The sequence below is a fragment of the Hymenobacter cellulosilyticus genome (assembly GCF_022919215.1).
GTDB classification, from domain to species: Bacteria; Bacteroidota; Bacteroidia; order Cytophagales; family Hymenobacteraceae; genus Hymenobacter; species Hymenobacter cellulosilyticus.
In genome coordinates, this window is record NZ_CP095046.1 from 755,451 (window position 1) to 776,942 (window position 21,492).

Annotated in this window: 12 protein-coding genes and 1 pseudogene; 8 read left to right on the plus strand and 5 right to left on the minus strand. The window is 59.5% G+C overall.

Annotation, left to right across the window (positions count from 1 at the left end; all coding sequences use genetic code 11):
• Nucleotides 1–2: 2 nt before the first annotated feature.
• Together MUN79_RS30600 and MUN79_RS30605 are read right to left on the minus strand one after the other, a co-directional pair.
• A complete protein-coding gene (locus tag MUN79_RS30600; protein WP_311136649.1) occupies nucleotides 3–1,157 on the minus strand; it encodes a TonB-dependent receptor plug domain-containing protein in 1,155 nt (384 codons plus the stop codon).
• Nucleotides 1,124–3,553, minus strand: a complete 2,430-nt coding sequence (locus MUN79_RS30605; RefSeq protein ID WP_311136650.1) for a TonB-dependent receptor — start codon at nucleotides 3,551–3,553, stop codon at nucleotides 1,124–1,126. The genes MUN79_RS30600 and MUN79_RS30605 overlap by 34 nt, the downstream gene beginning before the upstream one ends.
• Nucleotides 3,554–3,879: 326 nt before the next feature.
• On the opposite strand from MUN79_RS30605, the gene MUN79_RS03820 reads away from it, so the two are divergent.
• From MUN79_RS03820 to MUN79_RS03855, 8 genes and pseudogenes are all read left to right on the plus strand, one after another.
• Nucleotides 3,880–4,203 (plus strand): DUF7009 family protein, encoded by a 324-nt coding sequence (locus tag MUN79_RS03820; RefSeq protein WP_244676466.1) that lies wholly within the window; start codon nucleotides 3,880–3,882, stop codon nucleotides 4,201–4,203.
• Nucleotides 4,204–4,248: 45 nt separating this feature from the next.
• Nucleotides 4,249–6,822, plus strand: a complete 2,574-nt coding sequence (locus MUN79_RS03825) for an FdhF/YdeP family oxidoreductase (RefSeq protein WP_244676467.1) — start codon at nucleotides 4,249–4,251, stop codon at nucleotides 6,820–6,822.
• 377 nt (nucleotides 6,823–7,199) lie between these two features.
• Complete coding sequence (locus MUN79_RS03830; protein WP_244676468.1) at nucleotides 7,200–7,742, plus strand: YbhB/YbcL family Raf kinase inhibitor-like protein; 543 nt, start codon at nucleotides 7,200–7,202, stop codon at nucleotides 7,740–7,742.
• Between the two features lie 335 nt (nucleotides 7,743–8,077).
• A complete protein-coding gene (locus MUN79_RS03835) occupies nucleotides 8,078–8,641 on the plus strand; it encodes a hypothetical protein (protein ID WP_244676469.1) in 564 nt (187 codons plus the stop codon).
• The gene (locus MUN79_RS03840) at nucleotides 8,632–8,949 is read left to right on the plus strand and encodes a hypothetical protein (protein WP_244676470.1); all 318 of its coding nucleotides are present in this window, start codon (nucleotides 8,632–8,634) and stop codon (nucleotides 8,947–8,949) included. The genes MUN79_RS03835 and MUN79_RS03840 overlap by 10 nt, the downstream gene beginning before the upstream one ends.
• 146 nt (nucleotides 8,950–9,095) lie before the next feature.
• Nucleotides 9,096–9,935 (plus strand): helix-turn-helix domain-containing protein, encoded by an 840-nt coding sequence (locus MUN79_RS03845; protein ID WP_244676471.1) that lies wholly within the window; start codon nucleotides 9,096–9,098, stop codon nucleotides 9,933–9,935.
• 365 nt (nucleotides 9,936–10,300) lie between these two features.
• Nucleotides 10,301–12,863 (plus strand): annotated as a pseudogene (locus MUN79_RS03850) (FdhF/YdeP family oxidoreductase).
• A gap of 235 nt (nucleotides 12,864–13,098) precedes the next feature.
• Nucleotides 13,099–13,689 carry a hypothetical protein gene (locus MUN79_RS03855; RefSeq protein WP_244676472.1) on the plus strand — a complete coding sequence of 197 codons (591 nt, stop codon included), beginning with the start codon at nucleotides 13,099–13,101 and terminating at the stop codon, nucleotides 13,687–13,689.
• Here MUN79_RS03855 and MUN79_RS03860 read toward each other — a convergent pair.
• The 3 genes from MUN79_RS03860 to MUN79_RS03870 form a co-directional block, all read right to left on the minus strand.
• Nucleotides 13,686–13,826: a hypothetical protein gene (locus MUN79_RS03860; RefSeq protein ID WP_244676473.1), complete on the minus strand. Its 141-nt coding sequence runs from the start codon at nucleotides 13,824–13,826 to the stop codon at nucleotides 13,686–13,688. The two genes, MUN79_RS03855 and MUN79_RS03860, sit on opposite strands and share 4 nt — an antisense overlap.
• A gap of 11 nt (nucleotides 13,827–13,837) precedes the next feature.
• Entirely contained in the window at nucleotides 13,838–15,961 is a 2,124-nt protein-coding gene (gene tamL / locus MUN79_RS03865) for a translocation and assembly module lipoprotein TamL (protein WP_244678274.1), read from the minus strand.
• An 86-nt stretch (nucleotides 15,962–16,047) separates the two neighbouring features.
• Nucleotides 16,048–21,189, minus strand: a complete 5,142-nt coding sequence (locus tag MUN79_RS03870) for a translocation/assembly module TamB domain-containing protein (RefSeq protein ID WP_244676474.1) — start codon at nucleotides 21,187–21,189, stop codon at nucleotides 16,048–16,050.
• Nucleotides 21,190–21,492: the final 303 nt, after the last annotated feature.

Below are 21,492 nucleotides of genomic sequence, written 5' to 3' on the forward strand. Positions count from 1 at the left end.
CACTAGAATTTGAAGTTGTAAGTCACGGTGGGAATGGGCTGGCCGAAAATGGAGAGCTGGTAGCCCCGGATCTGCCCGCCTTCCGACTTGAAGTAGACCGAGTACGGGTTGCGGCGGCCCGTGAGGTTGTACACCGACAGCGTCCAGGAGCTGTGGGCCAGCTTTTTGGCTTTGTGCCCGCCCTCGATGTTCATGGCAAAATCGACGCGGTAGTAGTCGGGTACGCGGTAGGCGTTGCGGTCGGAGTAGAACACGCGGGGCACATCGTCGACGTAGTAGCGGGCCAGGGGCAGGGTGATGGGGCGGCCGGTGCTGTAGTTGAAGTTGAGCGAGGTGCTGAAGCGCCGGCTGAAGCGGTAGTTGCCGGCCAGGGTCACGTCGTGGGGCTTGTCGAAATTGCTGGGGTAGTACTCGCCGCGGTTGACCTGCTCGGCGGGTGTGCCGGCGTTGGCCCGCACCAGAGAGCGGGAGTAGGTGTAATTAAGCCAGCCATTGATTTTGCCCGTTGACTTCCGGATCGAGAATTCCACCCCGTAGGCCTTGCCTTCGGCATTGATCAGGTCGGTTTCCAGGTGGTGATTCAGCAGCAGCTTGGCCCCGCTTTTATAGTCCACGAAGTCGTGCATCCGCTTGTAGTAAGTTTCTACCGAGGTTTCAATCGTGTTGCGGCGGAAGTTGCGGTAGTAGCCCACTGAGACCTGGTCGCCCACCTGGGGCCGGATGTAGGCGTCACTCAGCTTCCAGGTATCGGTCGGCGACAACGAAGCCGTATTCGACAACTGACTGATATACTGCCGAGTGCGGTTGTAGCTGGCTTTCACCGAGGAGTTGTCCGACAAGGCGTATTTCAGCGAAGCCCGGTATTCAGGCCCGTGATAAGTAGCAATGGTAGAACCCGCCCCGTAGCGCACCGTGTCGGTAATGTTGCCGGTCGTGCGCGGCAGGCCCGCCCCGTACTGGTTTACGTCGCGCGGACCCAGGGCCTGGTAAAATGAGTAGCGCAGCCCCAGCACCAGGGCCAGCCGCGGCGTCACGTCTATTTTGTCGGACACATACAGGGCACTTTCCTGGGCCTGCTCCGCCGCTAGCTGCTCTCCTACCACCAACGATTCGGCGCCCTTGGCTACCAGCTTGCCCGGAGCCACGCGGTAGCGCAACGTACTGGCCCGAAGTCGATGGTGTGCTTGGTATTGTGAAAGTAGCTGAAGTCGGCCTGAGCGCCGAGCTGCCGGATGCCGAAGGTCAGCTCCGAGGCATTGACGGCGTTTTTCTCACTGGCAATCCGGTACTGGTAGTTGGTGTAAGTGCCGGTCAGCACGCCGTAGAGCTTGTTGCCGAAGATGTGCTTCCACTTCAGGCTGCCGTTCTGGTTTTGGTAGGCGTAGGAAGTATCGGAGGCCAGCTTAAACCGGTCCCGGCTGTAGTAGCCGGTGGCGTAGAGCGTGTTTTTGTCGTTGAGCTCGTGGCTGACGTGGGCGCTCAGGTCATAAAACGAGGCCGAACTTTCCTTCAGGTCGCGGTTGGGCAGCAGCTTCAGCAGCCAGTCCGAATACGAGGTGCGGCCCCCAATCAGGAAGGAGCTTTTGTCTTTGATAATGGGACCTTCCAGCGTGAGGCGGCTGGTCAGGGCCCCGATGCCGCCCGAGCCGCTGAGCTTCTTCTTGTTGCCGTCGCGGGTGGCGATGTCGAGCACCGACGACAACCGGCCCCCAAACCGGGCCGGGATGCCGCTTTTGTAGAGCTCCACGGTTTTGAGAATGTCGGGGTTGAAGGCCGAAAAGAAGCCGAACAGGTGGGACGGATTATACACCGTCGCGTCGTTGAACAAAATCAGGTTCTGGTCGGTGGAGCCGCCGCGCACACTCAGGCCGGTGCTGCCCTCCCCGATGGCCTTCACGCCGGGCAACGTTAGGACTACGCGCAGAATGTCGGCTTCGCCAAAGGCCGTGGGCACCTGCCGGATGGTCTTGATGTCGAGCTTTTCCATCCCCATCTGCATGCCGGCCACGTTTTTGTCTTTCTCGGCCTCAATCACCACCTCTTTCAGGTTGGTAATATCTTCCTCCACTTCCACGTCCAGCTTGCCGTCGGCATTTAGCTGCACCTGCCGCCGGGTGTTCTTGATGCCGATGCCACGGATGTTGAGCGTGTGCCGCCCCACGGGCAGCGTCAGGGCGTAGTAGCCAAACTGGTCGGTGGAAACCCCGATGGCCGGCGTCTCGATGTAGACTGAGGCGCCCGGCACCGGCTCCCCCGACCTGGCCTCGCGAATGTGGCCCGCCAGCGTGGCCTTGCCCGCGCTGTTAGCCGCACCCGGCCGACCTATTTCGTAGAGCCGGGCCACGTTGGCAGCCCGTACCGGCTGGCTGGTCGCCGGCGTATCGCCGGTAGGCGCGGCAGCCACGGCCCCGGGCCGGAAATAGTCGGTGGGCAGCTCAGTGGCCACGGGCTGCCGGGGCGTGATAAAGACGTTGTGTTCCTCATCAATGACAAAGCGCAGCTCAGTGGCTCCCAAGGCCTGTTGCAGCACGCTGCTCAAGGGTTGGGCCTGGGCCTGCAAAGTCACGGTCACGCGCTGCACCGCGGCCGTGTCGAAGAAGAACCGGTAGCGGGTCTGGTCTTCGAGCTGGCGTACAAACTGCTCCAGGCTCACGCCCTGGAAGCTGCCGCTCACGGCGGGCTCCGCCGTTTGCCCGTAGCTCTTGAAGCCAACGGTGCTTAAACCTATAAGCAGAATTAGCCGGTAAAGATATTTCATGCACAAGCGTATGATTGTCAACAGATAAAGCAGGTAGCCAGCCCCGGCGCTACGGCTGCGGGGCGGGGCTAGCGTGGCGGCGTAGCGCACCAGGGCCACCAGGGACTCTTCCCGGGCAGCCGCGTTAAACTTCAGCTTTTGGGCTCGGATATAGTCGCGAAGCGCAGCTTTATGCTCCGGCAGCAACGCCAGTACGCTTTGGGCTTTGCTGGCTTTGGAGTAAAGGTTGTTCTGGCGCAGAAAGAAGGCGTCCTTCTCGGTTATTTCCCCTTCCAGCCCCCCGGCCGATGCTCGTTCCTGCAGGTCTTTGCGGCGCAGGGCCAGCAGCTGCACCGGCCCGTCTACCAGCAGCTCGTAGAAGCCGGGCCGCTCGGGCAAAGCCTCCGCGGAGCCCGCCGTGAGGTGAATAAAGGAGTGTCCGGCCACGGTGAACCGGGTCACTTTATCCTTGATGAGCAGCATTTCCAGGATGCCCTTGGGAGCATTCAGCACCAGCTCATCCTGCACAATGTCGTAGCGCAGCGGCACGTCGGCGTAGGTAGAGCCGGCGTATTCTACAGTGGCCGGCCGCAGCTGGTTGGTTTCAAAATACTGGTGGCCCGTCACGAAGCGCTTCACGTAGTTCACGTATTCCGGGCCGTTGTAAAGGCGAGAATCGGAGCCCACGGCGGCCGAGTAGTGCCGGCGCAGGCTGCCGGTTGTAGCCAGGGAATCGGTGCTGGCGGACTGGGCCCGGGCCGCACCCGCTAGCAGTATACCGGCACCGATGAACAGCCCGTAAATAGTTGGTTGCATCTAACTTATTTTATGCGTCTTAGCTTAATAGGGCTTCAAGCTACGATTTCGGCCGGCCTTTCTAAAATGGCGCCCAACTTTATCGACATATAATCCAAAGAATATAAAAACTGGCAGGCTACTAGCACGAGGCAGCCGGGCTTTCTGGGGTTGCTTGGTGCTGCCCCGGCTTAGGGCGGCAGCAGTACAAACGCCGCTCAGAACCTCGACCGTGCGGTTTTTCACGGTGGCGCTTGGCAAAATAAAGTGGGGAAAAGCCGTCCTGAAGCTCTACCCGAACTGCTAAAGCTGCGTAATTAAGTTACCTCCGTACCTATTCCCCGTTCATGAAACTCCGTCTCGAAGACAATTCGCTGCGCCTTCGCCTGTCCGAATCTGAAGTGCAGCAATTTGCCGAAACCGGCCGTGTGGCTGTTGCCTTGCCTCTGGGCCCTACCGCCCACGACAGCCTGACCTATGCCCTGGAGCGGGCCGAAAATGAAGAATTCCGCATCACCCACGGCGCGGGCGCTATTACCGTAAAAGTGCCCGCCGCGCTGGCCAACCACTGGACCAGCACCGACCAGAACGGCTTGTCGGCCACGCTGATGATGGCCGGCGACCAGCCCCTGAAAATCTTAGTTGAAAAAGACCTGGACTGCCGCCACTAACGCAGACGGGCCCTCCCCTCATTATTGCTATTTCCTATCCGCGTCATGGATAAATCTCCCGCCTACGACCCCAACCAAGCCGGCAAAACCGAGCAGCAAGGTGCCGAAGCCAATGCCCCTAAAAGCGGCGAGCGGCCCGACCAGGGCACCGCGCCCACCAGCGACAACTGGAGCACCTCGCCCGAGCGCGAAACCCTCGACGACCGGGTGATGGAAGCCCCCGACACGCTCGGGGCCAAGCACAAATACCCGATTCTGGCCCAGCCGCCGGAAGAATTCACCGGCCTGAAGCTCACCAAGCCGGCCAAGGTTGCAGCTGGCATTACGGCCGTACTCAAGTCGGGCGCCTTTGCCATGGACTATGAAGGGCCCGTGCGCGGTACCCACGCCCTGTTGAAGATGAACCAGAAGGACGGCTTCGACTGCTCCTCCTGCGCCTGGCCCGACCCGGACGACCACCGCTCCGTGGCCGAGTTTTGCGAAAACGGCGCCAAGGCCACCACCTCCGATGCCCAGTCGGACCCGGTGGGGCCGGACTTCTTTGCCAAGCACAGCCTGGTGGACTTGTCGCACATGACGGACCGGGACCTCAACAACGCCGGCCGCCTCACCCACCCCATGGTGCTGCGGCCGGGCGCTACGCACTACACGCCCATTTCCTGGCCCGAGGCCTTTGAGCTGGTCGGCCAAGAGCTGAACGCGCTGAAGTCGCCGAACGAGGCCATTTTCTACACCTCGGGCAAGGTGCCCAACGAGCCGGCCTATCTGTACCAGCTCTTCGTGCGGCAGTTTGGCACTAACAACCTGCCCGACTGCTCCAATATGTGCCACGAAAGCAGCGGCGCGGCCCTGAGCAACACGACGGGCCTGGGTAAGGGCTCGGTCACGCTCAACGACATGTACGAGGCGGAAGTCATCCTCATCATCGGGCAGAATCCGGGCACCAACCACCCGCGCATGCTCACGGCCCTGCAAAAGGCCAAGAAGAACGGAGCCAAGATTATCAGCATCAACCCTTTGCACGAGGCTGGCCTGCTGCACTTCAAGAACCCTCAGGACTTCATGAACCCGCTCAAGGCGTTGGGCGTGCTGCTCGGCGACGGTACGCCCATCACTGACATTTATCTACAGGTGCGCATCAACTCCGACCAACTGGTGATGCGCGGGCTGATGAAGTGCCTGCTGGAGGCCGAGCAACTGAACCCCGGTCAGGTGCTCGACCAGGGCTTTATCCAGGAATACACGACCGGCTACCCCGAGCTGGTCGAGACACTGAACAACACCAGTTGGGCCGATATTGAGGAAGCCAGCGGCATTACCCGGGCCCAGATTCAGGAAGCGGCCAATCTGATTGCCCGCCACAAGAAGATTATTACCTGCTGGGCCATGGGCCTGACCCAGCAGAAAAACGGGGTGTACACGATTCAGGAAATCGTGAACATGCACTTCATGAAAGGTGCCGTGGGCATCCCCGGCGCGGGATTGTGCCCGGTGCGGGGCCACTCCAACGTGCAGGGCGACCGGACCATGGGCATCTGGGAGCGGCCCACCGACACCTTCCTCGATGCGCTGGCCAAGGAGTTCAGCTTCGAGCCGCCGCGGGAGTACGGCTTCGACGTGGTGGAAGCCGTGAAGGCCCTGCACGACGGCCGGGTGAAAGTGTTTATGGCCATGGGCGGCAACATGCTCTCGGCCTGCTCCGACACCGAGTTTGTGGCCGAGGGCATGCGCAAGCTCCGCCTCTCGGTGCACGTCACGCCCAAGCTCAACCGCAGCCACCTTGTCAACGGCGAAATGGCCCTGCTGCTGCCCTGCAAAACCCGCATCGACATCGACATGCAGAAGTCGGGGCAGCAGTTTATGACCTGCGAAAACTCGATGGGCGTGGTCAGCATGAGTAAGGGCGTATTGGAGCCCATTTCCGACCAGATGCTCAGCGAAGTAGCCATTGTGTGCGGCATTGCCCTGGCCACCCTGGGCGAGAAAAGCACCGTGGATTGGGTAGGTTGCACCGAGAACTACGACCTGATTCGGGAGTACGTGGCCCGCACCATTCCCGGCTTCGAGGACTTCAACACCAAGGTGCGCCACCCCGGCGGCTTCTACTTGCCCAACGGTCCGCGGGAACGAAACTTCACTACTGAAAACGCCAAGGCCAACTTCACCAGCACGCCCCTGGAAAAACACGTGCTGGAGCCCGGGCAGCTGGTGCTGATGACCATTCGCTCACACGACCAGTTCAACACCACCATCTACGACTACAACGACCGGTACCGCGGTGTGCACAACGAGCGGCGCGTCATCTTCCTCCACCCCGAGGACATGGCCGAGCGGGGCATCCGGGAAAAGGGCCTGGTCAACATTACCAGCCACTTCGAGGGCCAGCAGCGCCACGCTGAGAAGTTCATTGCCATTCCCTACGACATTCCCAAGGGCAACTGCGCCGTGTACTTCCCCGAGGGCAACGTGCTGGTGCCCATCGGCTCGGTGGCGTACAAGAGCAATACGCCGACCTCCAAGTTCGTCATCGTGACCGTGGCCCGGTGGAGCTACCCATCGGCACCCAGATTCCGGCGGGGCAGCAGGTGGCTGTGCCGGCCTAAACACATTACACCTTAAGTACCAACAACCAAGCCCGGCCGTGTCTACGGCCGGGCTTGGTTGTATTATAAGCTTTCCAAATCCAGGAGGATACGCAGCAGGCGGGAAGCAAAACCAGTTTGGGTCTGAAATGACACAACTGACTTAGAAATGCGGTTTGTCTGTAAGTATAAAAGGATTCTGATGTGCCTGAATACGAACATGGTGATCCAAGCAAACATGATCTAAGATTAGCAGATTTCTCAGCTAACTATTCCCTGCAGAACCTAGAATAGGTCGGAAGCAAACTATGGACGTTTTGCGATACTTTTTGGATTTCCTGCGACAATTTGGCCTGCCGGTGCCCGATACTTTTGTGCTGTTCATTCAGTTCTTCAACCGCACAAAACCTTCGTATGAAAAATGTTGCAGCCACTCTAGCTACTTCCGCACTGCTAAGCACTAGTGCCTTTGCCCAAACATTCACCTTGAAAAGCCCCGAACTAGGCGGGCAACTAACCAACAAGCAGTTTTTAAACGGGATGGGCTTTACGGGCGAAAATCAGTCGCCGGCCCTGACCTGGGAACATGCGCCGGCCGGTACGCAGAGCTTTGCCGTCACCATCTTCGACCTGGATGCACCCACGGGCAGTGGATTCTGGCACTGGGTTATCTTCAACATCCCCGCTACGGTGACGGAACTGAAGTCGGGCGCCGGCGACCTGAGCAAAAACCTGGCTCCCGCTGGGGCCATCCAGAGCAACACCGACTTCGGCCAGCCCGGGTACGTGGGAGCCGCTCCTACCCCGGGCCCGGCCCACCGCTACCTGATTACGGTGCTCGCGCTCAGCAAAAAGCTGGAGCTAGATAAGAATGCCACTCCTGCCTTTGTCGCCTTCAACTGTAACAGCATCACCCTGGGCAAGGCCTCGTTGCTGCTGTACGGGCAGCGGAAATAACCACCGGCTTTGGCCACCCGAGAAATTGTTTACTGCCTATAGGACAGCGCCCACTACGCGTGGCGACATAGTCAGGTAGCGTAGCCACGGCTGCTTTCTCCTTCTAAAAAAGCAGCCGTGGTTTTTACTTCCCGGGGGCAAAAAGCTCCGCCACTTCTCCAGCACCCCAACTTCTTACTTTTCGATTTACCATGCAATTCAATCTTCTTCCTGCCTCCTTCCCGTACCGCCTGGCTCGCCGCTCCTTCGCCGGCGTTCTGCTCGGGACGTATGCAATCTGTCTGGCTTCCTGTTCGAAGGAGGAGACGGGTGACACAGCCCCTGCCCTGCCAGCCATGATTACGTTTACGGCTCCCGGCCTCTTTCCGGAAGGAGTGCAGTATGATGCGACCAACCAGGCCTTCCTGGTAAGCTCCCTTACCACGGGCAACGTTGGCCGGGTAAAGGACGATAACACGTATAGCATCCTGGCCGCCGGTCAGGCTACCGGTATTGCCTCGGCCGTCGGCTTGCATCTGGATGAAGCCCGCACCCGGGTCTTAGTCGCCTCGTCCAACGCCGTAACGGGTGATGTAGCCAAACTCGTGAGCCTTGACCGTGACAAGGGTACCGTTAACTTTACGGCGGATCTAGGGGCCTTACGCCCGAGTGCTTCCGGGCACTTTGCCAACGACATTGCGGTAGATGGGCAAGGCAATGCCTACGTGACCGACAGTTTCGCGCCGGTGATTTATAAGGTAACCGCGCAGGGCGTCGCCTCGGTTTTCTTGGACGACGCTCGGTTGGCAGCAGCTCCAGGAGCCTTTGGGTTGAATGGCGTAGTATTTCACGCGGATGCGACGGGGGCTATTTGCTCGTTGCCAAAACCGATGAAGGGGCCCTCTTCAGGGTGCCCCTAAGCAACCCCGCGAATTTTACGCTTCTTACTGTCCCGGGCGTCGATCTGCGCGGTGCCGATGGCCTATTGCTGCAGGACGACAACACGCTGCAAGTCGTGGCTGGCACGCAGAATAAGGTCTATCGTTTGACGACCAGCACCAAGTGGGCATCGGCCACGCTAGCGGGCACGTTCGTTACTTCAGGACCTGGCCCAACCACGCTGGCCCGGCGCAACGGAGCCGATAGCTACGTGTTGTACGCCAACCTCTCGGCGATAATGGCTACTCCTCCACCGACGACTTTTTCAGTGGGTAAAGTATCCTTTTAAGCGTGGGCTCGCCCCGCGAACATCTCGTCAGGAATGTTCCTGCGTAAGTAGGAACGGTACAAGATAAGCGGTATAGATTGCGCACTCTCTCGCCGGCCGGATTCCAATTTGTTCCCATGCAACAGGTTTTGCTACCCGATGATATTATGCCCCGTTCCACTGGGGCTCTGCCAGCAACGTATCTGGTGCCCTACACTACGGCGCTGAGCAGCGTGCGAACAAAAGTTACGATGCGTTATCACCTGTTCAGCTTTCTACTGGAGGGAGAGAAGGTAGTAACGTATCCGACGGCTACGAAGCGCATAACGCCCGGCCAGTTTCTGCTCTTGCCGGCTGGCAATTGCCTGACCAGTGAAAAGCTGACTGGTGCAGACGATACCTATAGAAGCGTGCTGCTGTTTTTCTCCGATGAGGCACTCACCAGCTTTTTTACTAAGTATCCGGACTTAAAGCCAGGGGAGGGAACAGCGCCGGTAAACTACCCTTTTCAGGTATTCGAGCCAGACGGCTTTCTGACCAACTTTGTCCAGTCGTTAACCCTGTTGCTTAGCGCTGGTCCAGAATTAAGCCTGGGCTTTCAGCAACTCAAGCTCGAAGAACTGCTGCTGTATGTAAGCCAACAGCAGCCTGCCGCCTTGCAGCTACTCCGGGCCAGCGTGCACGAGGTGGCCGAAAACCAACGGATACGCGCCGTGGTAGAAGCCGAACTGCCCGTGCCTATCACGGTGGAGGAACTTGCCTTTTTATGCCACATGAGCCTATCAACCTTCAAGCGGCGTTTCGCTCGGCTCTACGGCACTCCACCCAACAAGTGGTTAACCCAGCAACGCCTAGCCATAGCGGCGCAGCTGTTGCGGCAGGGTACGCTCAAAGCCAGTGACGTGTATGACCAAGCCGGCTACGAAAGCATGTCGAGCTTTATTCATTCTTTCAAGCAGGTGTATGGGCTTACGCCCAAGAAATTTCAAATGCAGCACGCTTCTTAGCCAGAAGTAGTTGCCAGGCCAGCCCCGCAGCAAGCGGTGGCAACGAGGTTGCTGTACCAACAGGAGGTAGGAGCTGCCATGCTGCACTACAGAAGAAATCCTACCAGGCGTATTGCTACCCTGAAGAGCGTGTCATGCTCTTTGGCTTTTACATATAGTAAAGCAGCGGGCTAATCCGTGCCCTTCCGGCAACCTGAGCCAGAGCTTCTGCGTCTGACTTCTAGTACTGTTCAGCCTGAAGTCTGGTCTTGTTGGCACCTCTGACTCGGCATATTCCCGTCAGTTTCGGGTGAGCAGAATGGAGTTGGCCGCCGGAGAATTGCTCGGCGGGCTTATCCTTTTCCCATTTCAATTGTTCTGCTACCATGGAAAAGTCCCCCGCCGAAGACCCGAATAAAGCTGGCAAAACCGAACAGCAAGGCGCCGAAGCCAACGCCCCAAGAGCGGGGAACGGCCCGACCAGGGCGAAGCGCCCACCAACGACCACTACCGCCCCGACCCCCAAGCCGAACGAGACGAAAGCGTGATACCCGCCCCCGACGTAGCCAATGCCAAGTACAAGCACCCGATTCTGGCCCAGCCGCCGGACGCCTTCACCGGTCTGCGCCTGGAAGAGCAGGCCAAGGTAGCGGCCGGCGTTACGGCCGTTATCAAGTCCATGCAGTTCAGCTGGAGCGAAGGCGGCGTGAACCGGGGCACCCGGGGCCTGATGAGCATGAACCAAAAGGACGGTTTCGACTGCTCCTCCTGCGCCTGGCCCGACCCCGACAATCACCGCTCGGTAGCCGAATTCTGCGAAAACGGCGCCAAGGCCACCGCTTCTGATGCCGACGACAAAGCCGCCGGTCCCGAGTTCTTTGCCCGCTACAGCCTGGCGGAGCTTTCGAAGATGACGGACCGGGACCAGAACAACGCCGGCCGCCTGACGCACCCGCTGGTAAAGCGCCCCGGCGACAACCACTACTCCCCATCGAGTGGCCCGCCGCCTTCCAGCTCATTGCCGACAACCTGAACGCGCTGGATTCGCCCCACGAGGCAGTTTTCTACACCTCGGGCAAGGTACCCAACGAGCCGGCTTTCCTGTTCCAGCTCTTTGCCAAGATGCTTGGTACCAACAACCTGCCCGACTGCTCCAACATGTGCCACGAAAGCAGCGGGGCCGCCCTGAGTCCCACGCTGGGCCTGGGCAAAGGCTCCGTGACGCTCAACGACATTCACGAGGCCGAAGTCATCCTGATTATTGGCCAGAACCCGGGTACCAACCACCCACGCATGCTCACGGCTCTGCAAAAGGCCAAGCGCAACGGAGCCAAGATTATCAGCATCAACCCGCTGATTGAAGCCGGCCTCAACCACTTCAAGAACCCCCAGGACTTCATGAACCCATTCAAGGCTCTGGGCGCTTTGATGGGCGACGGAACCCAGATTACGGACCTGTTTCTGCAGGTGCGCGTGGATGGGGACATGGGCGTGCTGCGCGGCATCATGAAGCACCTCTTCGAGGCCGAGGACCGCAACCCCGGCCGGGTCGTCGACCGGCCCTTCATCGACAAGTACACCACCGGCTTCGAGTCGTTTGAGCAGAACATCCGCAACACGAGTTGGGAAGACATTGAGGAAGTCAGCGGCATTTCCCGGGCCCAGCTCCTGGAAGCAGCCAACATGCTGGCTACCAAGCAGAAAATTATTACCTGCTGGGCCATGGGCGTAACCCAGCAGCGGCAGGGCGTGCAAACCATCCAGGAAATCGTGAACCTGCACCTGATGAAGGGCGCCATCGGCAAGGCCGGGGCGGGCACCTGCCCGGTGCGGGGCCACTCCAACGTGCAGGGCGACCGGACCATGGGCGTGTGGGAACAGCCGACTCGGGAGTTCCAGGATTCCTTAGCTAAGGAATTCAACTTCCAGCCGCCCTACGAGCACGGCTACGACACGGTGGAAGCCATCAAGGCCATGTACAAGGGCAAAACCAAGGTATTCTTCAGCCTGGGCGGCAACCTGTTGGCTGCCGGCCCCGACACCGAAATCATTGCCGAGGGCATGCGCAAGCAGAAACTCACGGTATTCGTGGGCACCAAGCTCAACCGCGGCCACCTGACCACCGGCGAAACCAGCCTGCTGCTGCCCTGCTTCACCCACGCCGACGTGGACATGCAGAAAAGCGGCCACCAGATGACCTCCTGCGAGAATTCGATGGGCGTGGTCAGCCAGAATAAGGGCGTGCTTATCCCCTTGGAAGGCCAGATGATGAGCGAAGTGGCCATCCTCTGCGGCGTGGCTATTGCTACGCTGGGCACCAAAATCAACATTGCCGACTGGGTAGCCATGACCGAGAATTACGACGTCATCCGGGACCATATCAGCCGCGTTATTCCGGGTTTCGAAGCCTTCAACGAGAAGCTGCGCCGTCCCGGCGGATTCTATCTGCCCAACGGTCCCCGGGAACGGAAATTCACGACCAAGAACGGCAAGGCCAACTTCAGCACTACCGACTTTGAGAAGCACACCCTGGAGCCCGACCAGCTGGTGCTGATGACCATCCGCTCACACGACCAGTTCAATACCACTATCTACGACTACAACGACCGGTACCGCGGCGTGTATGGCGAGCGGCGGGTGCTGTTTATGAACGTGCAAGACATGGCCTCCCGCGGCATCAAGGCCAAGGGCTTGATTGACATTACCAGTCACTTCAAGGGCGAAAAGCGCACGGTAGAGAAGTTCATTGCCGTACCCTACGACATCCCTAAAGGCAACGTAGCCGCCTACTTCCCCGAGGCCAACCCGCTGGTGCCGGTAGGCTCGGTAGCCAAGGTCAGTAACACGCCTACCTCGAAGTACGTGGTGGTAACGGTGGTGCCCACCCTGGCCGTGAACAGCACCCAGGAGTACCTGGAAGCCCGGGTAGCCGCCACCCAGGAAGCATAGTAGCTTCCTGCCTCGTGTCCTTGCGAGGCGGAGCCGTGGCAATCCGTCCTCGGCGAAGTATGACACTGCTTTTACTAGAAAGCCCTTTCCCGTAGCAACGAGAAAGGGCTTTTTACTTTAGAACACGCCGCACTTTCATAGGACGGATTGCCAAGGCTACACCTCACAATGACCCGAAGGATACTACCCAACTGCCATTCTCTTCGTAATCTTGTTTTCTCTACTGCGCGCTGCTATGTCCTCTGACTCCGAAATCTCCATCTTCACCTCCCACTTCGGTCGGCCCGAGCCCGCCGTACCGCCCGGCGACTTCTTCGCCGATAAGTTCGACAAGAGCCTGTGGCGGATGATGTACGACGAAGTGGGCGCGGGCTGGTACCAGGACCGGTTTCTGTACTTGTTTGGGGCTGAACTGCCGCAGCTGAACCCTATCCTCGACGCCTGGGCTTTTATCCTGGAGCCCGAGGTGGAGCGGGTCGTTATCGGCCGCAATGCCTACGGGGCGCTGCTGGTAGCCGAGCGCACCACCGAGGAAGGCACTGATGCGCCCATCGGCCTGCTCGACCCATGGCAGGGTACCTACACCAAGCAAGAAGGCCTGGACTTTGCCAGTCTGCTCAGCGAAGGACTGCCCGAAAACCGCCTGCCTACTTTCCTGGACCAGACGGTGTACCGCGCTTTTCTGCAAAGCGGCGGGCAGCTAGCGGAGTCGGAAGTATTGGGAATCCAAACAGCTTTCAATCAGGGCGGAACCTTGGAGCTGAGCAACTTTCAGCCCGAGGAAGTTGGGGCGTTTCACCAGCGGCTGGCGGCTGGCCGGGCTTAGAAAGGATAGCCGATGGCAATGTTATAGGTGGGCGTGGTGCCGGGCTTTTCGCCGTTGGGCACGCGCACAGGCATGGCCACGTCGAAGCGAATAACGAAGAACTGTACGTCGATGCGGATACCGGCACCGGCACCCACGGCTAGCTCCTTCAGGAAGCTGCTGGGGTTGAACTTACCCCGGGCCGAGTAGGGTCGTCGTTTATCAGCCAGATATTGCCTGCGTCCACGAATAGGGCACCTTTCACGTAGGGAAACAAGTCTTGGCGGTATTCGGCATTCGCCTCCAGCCGCATGTCGCCCACCTGGTCGTAGAACGAGGTGTTGCTTTTCTCGGTGGTGGTGGGCCGGTAAGTGCCCGGCCCAATACCCCGGGCCCGGAAGGCCCGCACGCTATTGGGCCCCCCGATGCCATACTGCTTCAGGTAAGGCATCACGTTGGAGTTCAGATAAGGAATACCTGCCCCAATCAGTAAGCGGGTTGCTATTTTGTTGCCACTGGTAGGGTTGGTACTGGTACGGAAGTAGTTGCGAAACTCCAGGTCTACTTTGGTGTACTGCGAAAACTCCTGCCCAATCAACGTGTAAGCAGCTCTTTGATCGGTTGGGTTAATGGTCTTGGACTGCCCTATCAGGTTACTGACCAGGTAAGCCAAATTACCCGACACCTCCAGCCCTCCGCTGAAATAGACCTGGTTGCGGCGCTGCTCCAGAGCCTGCTGGTTGTAGGTATACCGGTAGCTGCTACCCAGAATAAACTGCTGGCGGAAGCTGTTGGCTAGGAAGGGGCTAGCTTTTAATAATTTGCTAAACTGCTCGGTTGAGTCGGCCAGGCGGATATACTGCAAGTCGATGGGGCGCAATTCCTGCTCGTTGGTGAGCTTGGTTTTCCAGGTATAGCCGTAGTTGAGGTTAAACACGTCTTCCCGGAATGCCCCCACCCGTTGCACGTAGCGGTAACCAGCCCCAAAGCTGGTGCGAGGCTGAAAGTCGGAGTTAATCAGGCGAATATTGAAGGGCGGCGTAATGAGGCGGGGTACCAGCAGCTGGGCGTCGATGCCGAGCTCATAGGAAGTAATGCCGATAGTGTTGGTTTCGGCCTGGGTCTGGTTTTCGAAGGTGCCGGTCAGGTTCACCAGCAATTGTTCAGCCCCGCGCAGGGCCGAGCGGTTACGGTACTGCACCTGGAAGCCCGGCCCGGTAAAGCCATTGGACTTGCTTACCAGCAGCACTTCGGCCCGCAACGACTGCTTGGGCACCTGAGTCATACGCACGAAGGAGTTCAGGAAGCCGTAGCCGGCCGAGTCGGCCTTGGCGCGGGCGGGCCGGAAGCGCATATCCACGAATTTGAACGTACCCAGGCTCATCAGGCGGCTCAGGGTCTGGTCGGAGCGGCGACGGCGGTACAGGCTGTCGGGGTACAGGAATACGGCGTTGGTAATGGCCTTAGCCTTGAACACCTTCTCGTCGGGTACGTAGCGGTAGCCCTGGAACATAATGGGCTTGTCGCTCTGAGTAGTATCGGAGAGGTTATAGCTGGTATTCAGCGTGATGTTGTTCAGGATATAAGGCTTGGCGGCCCGGGGCGGCGTAGTAGCCTTGATCTTCAGGTACACGTTCACCTGATTATCCAGGGTACTGTCTACCTGAAACAGCAGGTAGTCGGGCGTGAAGAAGTAGAAGCCCTGGTTCTTGAGTACTCCGTCGATGCGGGCCCGCTCATTGATGAAAGTTTGCAGGTTGTACGGGTCGCCCGCCTTGAGCAGGGAGGCCGACTCAGTGGCCCGGATGGCGCGGTCAATAAGCGTGTCACGCTCCGGGAAGTGAATTTCCTTGATGGTGTAAGGCTTGCCCACCACGGCGGTGTAATCAACGGAGGCGGTGCTTTCCTTTACCTGAATTTTGCTGCTCACGCTGGGCTTGAAGTATCCGTTGTTGTTGAGGCGGTTTACCATCAGGCCCTTTACCCGAGTGGTGTCTACTTCGCTCAGCAGCACGGGCCGCTCCCCGTACTTATTGGCCAGCCAGTGCCCCAGGCCCTTGGTTTTGCCCTGACCCATGTGCCAGAAGTAGAGCTTGGGCCGCAGCCCCAGAATGGAGGCGTTGGGCTTGGGAGCAATAACGCTTTCCAGCTCGGTTTGCAGCGCCGCCTCATTCGGTACCGCTGCTTCCGACTTAATCTTGACCGTGCTGCCGGTATAGAGCTTGGCGCCTTCGGGCAGGAATTTCGTACCCGAGCAGCCACTGGCCAGCAGAACGCCCGCCACGGCCAGCACACGCAAACAGGGAACAGAAACAACGGAAAGGCGGCGAGCTACTGACACGGAAAAAGACTAGGTGTAAAACTGCTTAAACTGAAAACTTAGCGGCGGGTGGTGGCTTTCGAGGCGCGCACAGAGTCGCGGCGGGTGAGCACGCCCGGGGTCTGGGTAGAGTCGGGGGCGGTTTTCTTTTCCCGCCGCCGCTGCCGGCGCTCCTGCTTCACCTCTTCCTTCACCACGTCGTCGATACCCTTGAACAGGTCGGCCAAGTCGCGGTAGTCGCGCTGGAAGATGAGGGAGGCGCCGGTGCGCACAAATTGCCCGTCGATGTCGCCGTACGCATTGTTGCGGAAAGCCCGCAGTCGGATCCGGCCGTTAGCCAGCACGTTGTACTCCACGCTCACGTCGCCGGCAAAGCTGCTTACCCCGCCGCTATTCTGACCGGTAGAAGCCTGGCTGCCACCGCCCAGGGGTACATCGGTTCCGAGGCGCACCGTGAGGCGGTTGTTGAGCAGCTGCCGGCGCACGGCCACGTTCAGGTCGGTGCGGGTTTTCTCGGCGCCCGAAGAGTAGTCGGCGTAGGAATTGACGCCCAGCTCCACGCCCAGGTTAGACAGGTAGCTGCCCGTCAGATTGTTGAGCTGCTGGGTGAGCACCTGGCTGGCCGAGCCCCGCAGCTGGTTGGCCACCAGGCTGCCGCTGCTCGACTTAAACGGATCCTGCGACATAAAGCGGTTCAACACCAGCAGCGAGAATACCTGCTTGTTTAGCTCGGTTTCGTCGCTGGGCTGGCGCAGCTGGGCCAGGCGGGCCTCAATCGGGCCGCGCAACTCACTGCGGGCACTTTCCGGCAGTTTGATGTCGAAGCCAATAACGGGCTTGAGCAACTCACCGGTTACGTTCAGATATACCTGGAAGGGCAGTTGGTTGCGGCCCACAGCCTGCAGGGTTTCATCGGCCAGGCCTTGGGCCGCCAGCAGCTCGGCTGGCGGTGCCTTCACGTTGTAAATGGCCGATACGTTCAGCTGAGCATTGTATGGGTCGCCGGTCCAGGAAATGGTGCTACCCTTGGCAATATCGAATTCGCGGGAAGCCAGGTCGTAGAGCGACATAGCGTACTTGCCCTCGGTCACGTCGAGGCGGCCGTTGAGCGTAATCGTGCCGCTGGGGTCAATGGCTGTCCGGAGCGTACCGGCGGCCCGCACCTGCAGATTGTCGCCCGAGGCCTGGTCGATAATGATGGTGAAGGGCGTATTGTCGTTTACCGTCACGGTGGCGGTAATGTCGTAGCCGGAGGCGGTTTTCACTGTGTCCTGGGCTATCTGCCGGGCTAGGGCGGTATCAATGGGCGCACTTAGGTCTACGAACTGCACGATGCCCTCACCTGACACCTGGCCGGCTTCGTCGTTGGGCACGGCTACTTTCAGGTCGGAACCCTCAGCCACTATGGCTCGGGTGCGCACCACAGGCAGCAGCATGTTGCCGGTAATCCTGGTATCGGAATCCACTACCAGCTTGCCGTAGAACAGTGGGTTATCGCGCTGGGAGCTTTGAATGGCCAGGAACTTGTCGGTCACCACGTTCAGGTTGAAGCGGTAATCGTCAATGTAGTTGCGGGTAAATACCGTGCCCGAGGCCACAGCCTTGTTGCCCACCGAGTCGAGCACCGTGAAGTTGTCGAAGGTCAGGCCCTGCTCACTGAAGTTCACCGTCTGGCTGGGCAGGCGGTAAGGTGCGCCCAGCTGACTCACGGTAAAGCCCGCATCCGGCGTGGTCGTAATGGCGCCCCGGATAACGGGCTGGCTCACGGTGCCGCTCACGGCCAGATTGCCGGTAATGCCGCCCACCGACTCGCGCAGCTGCCCGGCCGAGAAGACCTCGGCGGTTTTAATATCGAGGCGGTTGACGGTAATGGCAAACTGGATGGGACTGGGCGGCGTGGCCAGGTAGTAGCCCACGGCCCGCACGTCGGTGCCGGTGGCGTTGGTCAGGCGGGCGTCCACGTTGAAGCGGTCCGGGGTTGGGTTGGTGGCTTTCAGGGTCACGTCGCCTACTAGGGCCTTGTTGTAGGCAAAGCTGGTCAAAGCCAGATCAGCCGTAAAGGCCTGCCGGGGCTGACCAATGCTGAAGGCCACGGCCTGCCCGTTGATAGTGCCGGCCACCATGGAGTCGGGCATGCCGCCGGCTTTGGCCAGGCCGTTCAGGTCGAAGTTGGTAATGGTTGCCTGCAACGGATACTGAGCGCCGGGCAGGGTTTGCAAAGCCAAGACCTGGTTGCCCTGACTGAGGCGCACGTTCCGGGCGAAAATAGCGCCGGTAGCCGTGGTGTAGCGCACCTCGTTGTCGGGCGCTACCTCCCACTTCTGGTTGTCGAGTACCAGGTTAGGTCCGAAGCTGAAGGCGTAGGCGCCGCCCTGGTTGAAGACCTGTAGTACCCCGGCCACATTGAGGCGCTGCACACTGTCGGATTCGGCAATGCGCAGGTTGGTGCCCACCTTGTTGTTGGCAATGCTGCCGGTCAGGCTGGGGTTGGGCAAGCGCAGGGAAGTATCCTGGCTGGCCTGCCGCAGGCGTAGCGCATAGTCCAGCTTCTGCGGGTCCGACGACACATTCAGCCGCAACGAATCCAGGCGGTAGGCGTCGTACACAATCAGCGGAATGCGGCTGTTCACCGTCAGGTTGGCGGCGCGGCTGTCGTAGCTGCCGGTCAGCTTGAAAGGTGACAGTTGCTTGAGGCCCGGCACCAGCTGGGTGGCAATCTTCGGGTTTTTCAGGTTGGCGTCGAAGGTGAACTGCCGGTACACATTGGACGCCGTGTAGCGCACCCCGGGCAGGTCGAAGTATCGGTCGATGTGGCGCTGGAGCTCCAGGGCCAGGTCACCCAGGCGGGTGTTGCCGCGCAAGGTGGCATCCAGCACGTTGGAGGCAAAGTCAACCTCGGTGCGGCCGGGCCGCTGCAGAATCCGGCCGCTGAGCGAATCCAGCGCAAAGGGCTGATTATCCTTCACAATGACTACCCGCCGACCCGAGAACGTGCCGTTGAGGGAGTTCAAGTCCGAGCCGCTGATGTTGGCCGACAAGTCGCCCTGAATGCGCAAGTCGCCGCCGGTGTAGAAGCCTAGGGCGGTGAGGTTGGCTCCGCGCAGGTTGAGGCGGTCCACGGTGTAAGTCGGGTTGTTGGCGTCGCGCAGGTTCACGGTAGCCAGCAGGTCCAGGTTCAGGTTGGGGTCCTGGCTGCTGCGGGCATCCACCTTGTAAATTTGCCGGTCAATGTCCACGTTGGCTGTAATACCGCGGTAGTTGTAGCCATTGTACTGGGCGCTCTGCACGTTGGCGACCAGCTTGCCCCGCATCTGAGCCGGGTCGAGGCCGCGGGCGTTGAGGCGGCCCGAGGCAGTGATTTTCCCAATAGTAGGGTCGCGCAGAAACTTGCCCACGTCGAGGCCCTGGGTGGTGAAGGTGGCATTGATGGGCTCAGCTCCTTTCGGGCCTTCGCCCATGTCCACTTTGGCCGTGGCGTTGCCGAAGGAAGTGGTGGCCCGCAGGTTGGCATCGAAAATCTGGGCCGTGGGCCGACCTTTAAACGTGCCGGCCACCGTCATGCGGCCGGGCAGGCGGTACTCGGCCGGAATCGTGCCCTTGGGCAGCAGGCTCTTAATATCGGCGTCGGAAGTCGTGAACTGGGCAATGTTCAGGTCGGTGTACAGGCGACGGTCCGTTTCGGGCAAGCCCACAATCCGGCCGCTGGCCCGCACTACCGTGTTGCGGAAGCCCACAAACTCCAGGTTTTGAATCCGCATGTCACCCACACGCCCACTCACACGGCCGCTCACAAGCACCGACTGACTCGGGCCGGTATTGAACGGGGCCGTTCCTGCCAGGTCGGGAGCTAAATACAGGATGTCGCGGAAGCCCAGGCGTACGTTGCGCAGGTCACCTTCGATGCCTAGGTTGGGCAGCTGCTTGGTGTCGGCCAGCGCGTCGAGACTCTTGTAGCGCATGGCCAGGGTCTGGCGGATGCGGGTGTGGGGCGTTTGCAGGTCGAGGTTATCCAGGCGGGTCTGCACCGAGTCGAAGACCACGTCGGCCGTGGCGCTCTGCACCTGAAAGCCGCTTTTCTCCTTGCCGGCCAGGTTCACGATACGGCCGGTGGTGCTATTTTCGGAGTACGACAGGTTCTCCGTGTTGAGCACCAGGTCCGTGAACTTGAGGTGGTTGTAGTCCATGCCGGGCACGCGGCTGCGCAGCTTGGGCTGGTTGAAGTTGTCGAAAGCTACATCCACCCCGCTGATGTCGGACTTTTTCAAGGTCACAACCCAGCTGGTAGCCGAGCCCGTGGCTTTTTCCACCGATTCGTTCAGGTCGCGCACGGCTTCGGCCGGGTTTACCACCCGCTGCTCTACCGGCACGTTTTCGTTCTGGGCGTAGGCAAACGAGGTATTGCGCAGCCGCAACGTGTTCAAATCCACGCGGGAACGAATCAAATCAATGTTTTCGGCCGTGGCTTCCGCCTCCCCAATGCGGGTGCTGATAAACTGAGCCGCCACGTTGTTGCGGTACACCAGGCTCACGTTGTTCAGCGCGGCGCTATTCAGCCCCAGGGTCGTTGTCAGGGGCTCCGAAGGGGTATCCGGCGGCACCTTGCTTTGCACAATCCCGATGCTGGTATTCTTCAGCGCGGCCGTGTTGATGCGGTAAATCGACTTGTCCACGTCTACTTCATCCATCGTGACGGCTAGGTCGCCTACTTTGGTACGGATGTCGTTGCCGTCGACCTGGTCCTGGTAGGTCAGGAAGATGTTGGACAGGTGCAGGTCGCCGATATTATACTTAAAGCCGCCGGTGGAGTCTACGGGGGCAGTAGTCGTAGTGTCGCCGGTGGCAAAGGCGGCCACGATGAAGTCGTAGTTCGACACGCTGTCGGGCTCGGTGCGCTTGATGTGCAGCGTACCATCGTTGAGCTCCAATGACTTCACGTTGATCTGCGACTTGGTCAAAGCCCACAAATCCAGGTTTACGCCCAGGTGGCCCACGGACAGCAGGGTATCCCGCTGCTGGTCTTCCAGATAGACGTTGTCGAAGGAAATGGCATTGCGGAAGTCGGTGCGGAATTTTCCGATGCGGACTTCCGTGCCCAGCTTATCCCGCAGGTAGCCCTCGGCCTTGCGGGCCACGAAGTCCTGCGTCGCGGGAAATTGCAAAGCCACCACGGCCACAATTACCAGCAGTAGCACAAAGGCCACTAACCCTAGAATGGCATATAGGGCGCGGCGGGCGTAAGTAGGTAGAGAGTTGATGGCGCAAAAAGAGTATAAGGTCCGCCCGTCCCAACGAAAAAAGCGCCCCGGGGTTGGCTTTTATCTGCCACGGGTCGGCGGTGTTTACCGAAAGCCCAGCCCTATAACATATACTTTTTCAGATAAAGAAAATTATCTGAAAATCAGCCGAACTCTTCCCAAACCCCTATAAGCCTTAAATTCCTGTATTTATGAGAATTAACCAGCTGCAAGCACCTGCTTAGGAGCGTAATTAACTACGCAACTAAT